The sequence below is a fragment of the Flavobacterium sp. Arc2 genome, from assembly GCF_041431385.1.
Classification (GTDB): domain Bacteria; phylum Bacteroidota; class Bacteroidia; order Flavobacteriales; family Flavobacteriaceae; genus Flavobacterium.
In genome coordinates this window covers 1-8,912 of the sequence record NZ_JASMRH010000049.1, presented here as the reverse complement: position 1 = coordinate 8,912, position 8,912 = coordinate 1, and the positions used below count along the sequence as shown (strand labels likewise).

Annotated in this window: 8 protein-coding genes; 3 read left to right on the top strand and 5 right to left on the bottom strand. The window is 32.0% G+C overall.

Annotated elements, in window-relative coordinates:
• From QO182_RS19215 to QO182_RS19205, 3 genes are all read left to right on the top strand, one after another.
• Nucleotides 1-1,287, top strand: a 1,287-nt coding sequence (locus tag QO182_RS19215) for a gliding motility-associated C-terminal domain-containing protein (RefSeq protein ID WP_371563638.1), incomplete at its 5' end; no start/stop codon positions are given.
• Between the two features lie 51 nt (nucleotides 1,288-1,338).
• Nucleotides 1,339-2,247 (top strand): type IX secretion system membrane protein PorP/SprF, encoded by a 909-nt coding sequence (locus QO182_RS19210; RefSeq protein ID WP_371563635.1) that lies wholly within the window; start codon nucleotides 1,339-1,341, stop codon nucleotides 2,245-2,247.
• A gap of 10 nt (nucleotides 2,248-2,257) precedes the next feature.
• The gene (locus QO182_RS19205; RefSeq protein ID WP_371563632.1) at nucleotides 2,258-4,198 is read left to right on the top strand and encodes an OmpA family protein; all 1,941 of its coding nucleotides are present in this window, start codon (nucleotides 2,258-2,260) and stop codon (nucleotides 4,196-4,198) included.
• Nucleotides 4,199-4,871: 673 nt separating this feature from the next.
• On the opposite strand, the gene QO182_RS19200 is transcribed toward QO182_RS19205, so the two are convergent.
• The 5 genes from QO182_RS19200 to QO182_RS19180 form a co-directional block, all read right to left on the bottom strand.
• Entirely contained in the window at nucleotides 4,872-5,582 is a 711-nt protein-coding gene (locus QO182_RS19200) for a DUF3307 domain-containing protein (protein WP_371536799.1), read from the bottom strand.
• A complete protein-coding gene (locus QO182_RS19195) occupies nucleotides 5,576-6,181 on the bottom strand; it encodes a transcriptional regulator (RefSeq protein ID WP_371563630.1) in 606 nt (201 codons plus the stop codon). The genes QO182_RS19200 and QO182_RS19195 overlap by 7 nt, the downstream gene beginning before the upstream one ends.
• Before the next feature lie 154 nt (nucleotides 6,182-6,335).
• The gene (locus tag QO182_RS19190; protein ID WP_371563627.1) at nucleotides 6,336-6,782 is read right to left on the bottom strand and encodes a YhcH/YjgK/YiaL family protein; all 447 of its coding nucleotides are present in this window, start codon (nucleotides 6,780-6,782) and stop codon (nucleotides 6,336-6,338) included.
• A gap of 132 nt (nucleotides 6,783-6,914) precedes the next feature.
• Nucleotides 6,915-8,633, bottom strand: coding sequence for a serine hydrolase (locus QO182_RS19185; RefSeq protein ID WP_371563625.1), 1,719 nt, complete (start codon nucleotides 8,631-8,633; stop codon nucleotides 6,915-6,917).
• 59 nt (nucleotides 8,634-8,692) lie between these two features.
• The gene (locus QO182_RS19180) at nucleotides 8,693-8,830 is read right to left on the bottom strand and encodes a hypothetical protein (RefSeq protein ID WP_371563624.1); all 138 of its coding nucleotides are present in this window, start codon (nucleotides 8,828-8,830) and stop codon (nucleotides 8,693-8,695) included.
• Nucleotides 8,831-8,912 lie beyond the last annotated feature (82 nt).

Here is an 8,912-nt window from a genome sequence, read left to right as displayed (position 1 = left end):
CTTACAAACGATACATTAAACGGTGTTAAAGTTAATCCTACAGACGTATTGATTACTTCTACTCCAAACGGACCTCTTACGGTAAATACGGATGGAACAGTAACTGTTGCGCCAAATACTAAAGCAGGTAATTATACTGTAGATTATACAATATGTCAAGTATTGAATCCTAACAACTGCAGTACTGCTACTGTGACAGTGACTGTAGTAGTAGATATAATAATACCTGATCTTCCATCTATAAGCATACTGAAAGACGGTACGTATATTGATAATGACAAAAATGGTATTACTAACCCTGGAGACACAGTACTTTATAATTTTGTAGTAATCAATACTGGTAATGTAACTTTGACTAACATAACAATAACAGATAACAATGCTGTTATCACGGGTGGTCCCATAGCAACACTAGGAGTTGGTGCAGTAAATTCAACAACATTTACAGCTGTACATACAATTACACAAAACGATATAAATGCTGGTTACGTATACAATTTGGCAACAGCCACAGGAACTACGCCAAATGGAGGTTCAGTTACTGCCACTTCTACAGACCCTACTCCTTGTACCACATGTCCAATAATTCAAGATTGTAAAACATGTACAATAACCAAATTGGCTCAAAGTCCAACAATAGAAGTTGTTAAAACGGCTAACTCTGAAAATTATAGTGCAGTTGGTGATATTCTTAATTATACTATTAAGGTTACTAATACAGGAAATGTTACCTTGTACCAAATAGCTGTAACGGATCCATTAACTGGGTTGGATATTGCAATCACCAGTTTAGATCCAGGTAAATCTCAAGAATACACACAAAACTATACTACTACCCAAAATGATATCACGAACGGTACTGTGAAAAACATTGCTTATGCAAAAGGTGTTACCGCTTTAAATACCGAAGTAAGCGCTTCTGATGATGCAGATGTAGATATCGCAATAGTATTAGGTTGTGGAGTTATTAATATTCATAATGCCTTCTCACCTAATGGTGATGGAATCAATGAAGGATTTGTTATTGATAATATTGATGATTTGACTTGTTATCCGGACAATACAGTTGAAATTTACAACCGTTGGGGAGTACTTGTTTACGAAACTAAAAACTATGATAATGTAAATAAAGCGTTCAAGGGATTTTCTGAAGGTAGAACAACAATTAAACAATCTGATGGATTACCAGTTGGAACTTACTTTTACATTCTAAACTATACTTCAGTTGATGGAACTGGTAACTTAGTTACAAATAAAAAAGACGGATACTTATACCTTACTAGATAAAAATCAAATAAAAGATACTTTTTTAGTTTCAATTATAAAAAAATAAAATAGATGAAGAGAATTATAATAATATTTACTTTGGCATTTACTAGTCTAGCCTCTTTTGCACAGCAAGATGCGCAATACACACAGTATATGTATAATACGATCAATATCAATCCTGCTTATGCTGGCTCACGAGGTGCTATGAGTATTTTCGCTCTACACCGTACACAGTGGGTAGGTTTAGATGGTGCTCCGGTCACTAATGCAGTTTCCATAAATACTCCGTTAAACAATAGTAACTTGGGCTTAGGTCTCTCTCTAGTAAATGACAAAATTGGTCCTACACAAGAGAATACTTTTTCAGCTGATATATCTTATACTGTTCCAACTTCTGAAACAAATAAGCTTTCATTTGGTATCAAAGCAACAGCAAATGTATTTAATTTAGATGCCTCAAAATTAAATCCTCAAATTAGTGATCCAACCCTCCATGATTATGGTAATAAATTTACACCCAATATTGGAGCTGGAATCTACTGGCATTCTGATAAAGCCTATGTAGGATTATCAGTACCTAATTTCATAGCAACAAATCGTTACGATGATAATGAAGTTGCGATTTTCAAAGAAAAAATAAATTACTATTTGATTGCCGGTTACGTATTTGATCTAAGTTATAATTTAAAATTTAAGCCTGCCCTACTTACTAAATTAGTAGAAGGAGCTCCATTGCAAGTTGATGTATCAGGAAATTTTATGCTTAATGATAAGTTCAGCCTTGGGCTAGCTTATAGATGGAGTGCAGCCGTAAGTGCAATGGCAGGGTTTCAAGTTTCAGATGCCATATATATAGGTTATGGATATGATTTTGAAACAACTAAATTACAGAATTATAATTCAGGATCTCATGAGATTTTCTTTAGATATGAATTATTCAAAAACAACAAAAGAATAACAAGCCCAAGATTTTTCTAAAATAATTACTATGAAAAAAAATATATTACTTTGCTTAACTATAGTAAGCGTTTTTTCTTTCAGTTTATCTGCGCAACAAGCTAAACTTGCTTCCGCAAATAAAAAGTATGAAAACTATGCCTACATTAATGCTATTCAAACTTACGAAAGAGTTGCAGAAAAAGGGTATAAATCAGTAGAGCTATTTCAAAAATTAGGGAATGCGTACTATTTTAATGCCCAGCTAGAAAAATCGGCTAAATGGTACGGAGAATTGTTTGCTCTAGACAGTACTAGTATTCAACCAGAATATTATTACCGATACGCCCAATCTCTTAGATCTATAGGACAAAATGATAAAGCAAATAAAATCTTAGAGAAGTTTAACAAAGTTGCAGCAAATGATGACAGAGCTGAACTTTTTATGAAAAATAAAAATTACTTAGAAGCAATAAAAGCTAAAACGGGGTATTATACAATAGAGGACGCAGGTATAAATTCTAAATATTCAGATTACGGTACTACCGTATATAAGAATAAAATTATCTTTACATCAGCAAGAGATACCGGAAGTCTTGGACAAAGAAAACACACGTGGACAAATGAACACTTCACAAGTTTATATTCTGCCAATTTAGATTCAAATATGAATCCTGAAGCAACTGAAAAATTTGACCAAAATATCAAGTCAAAATTTAATGAAGCTACTCCTGTCTTTACCAAAGATGGTAAAACAATATTTTTTACACGAAATAACTACCTAGAAGGTAAAAAGGGAAAAAATGGAAGTGGTATTACTTTAATTAAAATTTACAAAGCTACATTAGATAATAATGAGTGGACTAATATTACTGAGTTACCATTTAATAGCGATAACTATAGTACTGCGCATCCTGCTTTAAGTCCAGATGGGAAATTTTTATACTTTGTCTCTGACATGCCTGGAACTTTAGGTCAGTCTGATTTATTTAAAGCGGAAATTTATGAAAATGGTACCTTTGGAAAACCTGAAAATTTAGGTCCTACAGTAAATACCGCTGGAAGGGAAACTTTCCCTTTTTTGAATGATGACGATGAAATCTATTTTGCATCTGATGGACATCCTGGTGTTGGCGGACTTGATATATTTGTAGCCAAAGTAAAACCGGACGGTACTTATGACAAAGTTCAAAATATTGGTATTGATATTAATTCTCCAAAAGACGATTTTGCGTATTGGATAGATACAAAATCAAACAATGGCTTTTTTACCTCTAATAGAGATGGCGGTAAAGGATATGATGATATCTATAAATTGAAGCAACTTAAAAAAGTTATCTGTGAACAATTATTATATGGTATTATTACTGACAATGAGACTTTAGAAATCCTGCCTCAAACGAAAGTTTCTTTATATGATAAACAATTTAATTTAATTGAAACGACATTGTCAGATGAGAATGGAAAGTATACATTTAATGTAGATTGTGGATCTACATATAATATAAGAGCAGAAAAACAAGACTATTTAACGAAAGAAAGTAACGTAAGCATTAGTGCCGAAAATGGAAAAACTGATTTCCCTATTGCTTTAGAACCAATTGAAAAGAAAGCTAAAGTTGGAGATGATTTAGCAAAATTCCTTGACATAACTGTAATTTATTTTGATTTAGACAAATCAAATATTCGAAGAGACGCTGCATTAGAATTGGAAAAAGTATTAGATGTGCTAAACCAAAATCCAAATCTTAAAATTGACATTCGCTCCCATACAGATAGTAGACAAACTCATAAGTATAACGAAGCCTTGTCTAATAGAAGAGCTAAATCAACTCAAAATTGGTTAATCCGTAATGGTATTGATGCAACTAGATTGAGTAGTAAGGGATACGGTGAAACACAATTGGTTAACAAATGTGCAGATGGAGTTAAGTGCTCTGAAGAAGAACATCAATTGAATAGAAGAAGTGAATTTATAATTATGTCATTATAGATTACAACTACAAACTATGTCTAGTCCTAAAAAACGATACAATAGGTAGAAAATAAAACCCCAATTAATAAACAGTAGTAAGCAAAAGTTTACTGCTGTTTTTTTTTTTATAAGTAATCATTATTATTTGGTAGTCTGAATCTGAAAATAAGATGCACACAAACATTAAGCTTCATTATAAAAAATATTTATTGATTCTAAATCTGTTCTGTGGATATGTATTCTCGAACGATAGTTATGACCTTTCAATCTAATAGACACGAGAGATACTTTTTAGGTATGCTTTACAAAGCAAGTTTCTTACTATTTAGCCAGTAGGATGCTTTATGTATATCGCTATTTCAGGACGGGACAATGCGGCCTAAACGTAATAACTAATCCATCCAAAGATTCCTCCAGTAATGACACAAATTGCATTTATAGTCTAAATAGAATAATTATCTCCCATACTTTTACTAGAAGCTCTATAAAAAGACCAAACTATTCCAGCAAGATATAATAGTAGATATAAATGCTTTTCATATTTGTAATCATTAATGAATTTAAAAGTTCTCTAGGAGCTAAAATTATTATCACAAAGAACTGGCTTTCTCATATACTAGTTTTCTCAGGTAGAAAATAAAGTTCATTCCTGCTTTTTAATTTTTTTAGGTGTTGTGTTTCTCTGTTTAATTTACGCGAAATATTTATAAACCATCGCACATAAAATCCCAAGTCCAAAACTCAATAAAGTTCCTATCAAGATGTATTCAGTAAGTTTGACATCCTTAGATTCTTTAAGGTCTCCAAACCTAAAAATGGATTTTGCTGCTAATAAAAACCCGATCCCTTCCCAAAAATTAATCACCACAAAGAAGAAAATAAACAGCCGTTCTAGAATCCCAATATACTTCCCCGCATTATTTGTCTCGTCGTTATTATTAGTAGTGATTTGAGCACTCCATTTTGACAACATCATTTTTAACACAATCGCACTCACATAAGTCACCGTGACTAAAGCTGTAAGTAATGCAAGGCTTTTTGTTGAATACACTGCTTCAAAATCGATTTCATAGGGATAATAATAATGTACCACGGCAGCAATGACGGCTAAATGTAATAGTTGGTCTGCGAAAAACCAGATTTTTACCGTTTTCTTTTTTTCGAAATATAATTTAGCGCAATCAATGGCAAAATGACTGATAACAATCACAATCAACGCAAACAAGTATTCAGGATTAAATCTCGTGATCAATAACAAAAGCACAAAATGTACCAGCAGATGAAGGTATAGGTATTTTGATTTGATTTTATATTTCTTTTTATCCTTGACCCAAGAAGTGGGCTGTAATAAAAAGTCACCTATCAAATGAGCTAAAACAAGCATTAAAGATAACTCTACCATAGTTTTTTAATTTCTTGTTTATAATACGCAATCACATTTTTTAGTTCCTCGTACCCTGCCCTATTTAAAGATGCACTTATCGAACTTTGGCTTTTTCTATTTAAAGCAAGAGCCAGTTCCTTTTGATTAATGTTCGGATTTTCTAATGCTTTTTTTATGATTTCGGCTGATGTGGGCGTCCAATTATCAGCAAACAAAACCACTAATTGAAAAATAACAGTAAAGGTTTCGTTAAACCCAGACCAAGGTGTTTGTATTCCTAAAGTCTGTTTTTTTAATCCTTCAAAGCATTCCCCTGAATTTACAAAAGCATTCCCGTTTGATTCCGTTACTTTATCAGCGGTATAATCGACAGTACCTACTCCTATTGCCATACGAACATCGAGTACTTTGTGTTGTTTGATAGCAGCCTTGATTAATAAGGCGATTTCGAGTGCATCTCTAGGGTCGACTACTAGCTGAAAACTGTCGCCTCTATAGATTTCCCAATCCTTAGGTTCATTGCCGTAAGCGTTCAAAATACCCTTTAAATCCTCCATCCACAGTGCCGAAGCTACTTTTCTAGAGTTAATAATATCGCCGGTGATTACTGCTTTCATACCTTTTAATTTTAAGCAAGATAGTAAAAATATCGCTAAATATGACGATATTTTAATTTATCGTTAAATTAAGCGATAATATACATAATCGCCATTTAAGGCGATAATGATTGAATCACGGTTTTGCTACTATGCTAAAAAAATCCTAACTACATTAAACCTGGACTTTCACAACCACTTTTTTAACTCTTGAACTTTTGCCTGCCTGCACACACGGCATATGCAAATCATCAGGAAAAAACACAGTAAACATCCCCTCTTCTACTCTAATAAAGGAGGTTTCTCCCTCATAAAAAGTGTAATCTTTATCTAAATCGCTGCTAATTGCATTTTGGTTATTCTTTGTTACAACTCCCATCAATTCGGTTCCTTGAATTATATATTGAATGTCAATATATTTAGTATGCCCTTCTAGCACACAGTCTTTTATTTCTTTCGTATCATAATCCTGAACAATGGCAAAAATAGCCTTATTATCAATTTCATAAGTCCCAGATTCTATTTGAACTAAATCTGTGTTTTTTATAAATTCAAATCCTTTTGCTAATCTTTCTGTCAAGTTTGCATAAAGGTTAGAATTTTCAATTTTATCGATTACCATTTTCTATTTTTAATTGTTCATCTCGGTTTTCTTGCTTTTCCAAATGTGTAAAAAATCAGAATGCTATTTTAAAACCAGGCTTTTTTATTTTATTCTTTTTCTTAAATTTTGTTTGAATTAATTAAATGTCGTCTACTCTACTTTTTTAGCATTCATATCTTTTCCCATATTCAATGTCAAACTATCAATATGTCCATTTTCATCGCTATTAAAAGTAAATTGAGCTGTAATTATTTTGCTGTAAAATCTATTTTGTGTCATTGGATATACAGTTGTGATTTTTTCGTTAGTCCCTTGTATATATAACTGTCCTTTGTCTTCGGTTACCGTAAAAGAATAATTTTCATTTAATTGATATCGTCCCAAATAGGTTTTAAGAACTTCTGCAGCAACTGTAACCTCACTAATTAAATCAGTTGTCGTAACACCTATTTTTTTTAAAACCTTTAATGCATTTGCATTATCTGGATTTAAAGCCACTGATTTTTTATAATTTTCAATCGTATTGACCGTGTCTTTTTGCAATAGATAAATTTCGCCCAGACTGTCATAAACTTTTGAAGAATTTGGATTTAATGTCACATTAAATTTAAATAGGGAGAAAGCGTCTGCTAATTTATTTTCGTTAAGATATTTGTAACCCAATTCATTAATAGCGGCATCGTCCATCATAAATAGATTTGGATTAGATTGTATCGATTTGGTCGTTGTAGCAATCGCCTCATCGACAGAGTTTGCTTCTAACGCTTTTTGTAATTCTGACAAAACAGTAATCTTAGGTATTTCATAAGGCTTAGAAGCTAATATATTCTCAATTGCAACATTCATTAAATCTTTAGGAATCGCATTTCCAGCATTCGTAAGCCATATATATGTATTTTTTTTGTCTAAATCCCTCATGATAAAATTACGGTAACCAAAACTACTACCAGAGTGATTAACTGATTTTTTTTCTGGAGTAAGAAACCATCCAAATCCATAATTAGACAATGAACCATCATTTAAAACCACTGGAGTAAATGCTTCCTCAATTGTTTTCTTAGAAACTAACTTTTCAGTGTATAAAGCTTGATCCCATAAAAACAAATCATCAACGTTTGAAAACATATTTCCAGATCCAGTATGACCAACTTCAAAATCATCAAGCTCACCAATCACTGAATAACCCAAAGCCCTATTTTTTAAATCGATTTTTGGAGTATCACCTACCAAAGTGTTTTTCATTTTTAATGGATTAAAAATATTTTCTTTCAAAAATTCCGCTAACGACCTATTCGAAACTTTTTCTATAATCATAGCCAATATAACGTACCCAGCATTATTGTAAACATATTGCTCTCCGATATTGGCGTCTAACGCTTCTCTTTCCTCAATTATTTTTAAAATTTCTGCATTGGTCAAGTTATCTTTAGTAGCAAAGGGTTCATATTTAGGCATTCCTGAAGTATTATTGAGTAAATTTCGTATTGTAATATCCTTCCCATAAGCCGGAAATTCAGGGAAATACTTGTTGATTTTATCATCGTACGACAACTTATTTCTTTCTTTTAAGATCATAATTCCCATAGCAGTAAATTGCTTTGAAACAGATGCCAAATCAAAACAAAATTCTGGTTTTAATAACTGTTTTGTTTCTTTATTGGCATAGCCAAAAGCTTTGCGATAAATAACTTTTCCGTTTTCAGCAACTAAAACGCTTCCATTAAAAACACCATTTGCGTGAGCTTGATTCATTAATTTATCCAGTTCTGCCGTTTTATTTTGCGCTATAGCATTTGTTAAAGTAGTCAATAGAATGATAAATCCTAAAAGGATTACTTTCAAGAAAGAGGGAGTTAATGTTGTTTTCATGTTTTGTTTTAAGGTGTTATAATAGCAGTGAATTTAATATCGTTTTACTTTGTTATTTTTTATTTTTCAATTAAAATTTTATGTGATGGTAAAACAAACTGTTTGTCAGTCACATTACCGCCATTTATGGCTACAGCTTCCATTCTTGCAATAAAATCAATGAAAAAATAATCAACTCTAAGAAATATAGATTTCATTATATTGTTTTGACCCCTATAAAACAAGAGAGTTATTCTAAATTTCGATTATTAATTATGCGGTTAATTTTTTCATTAAAAT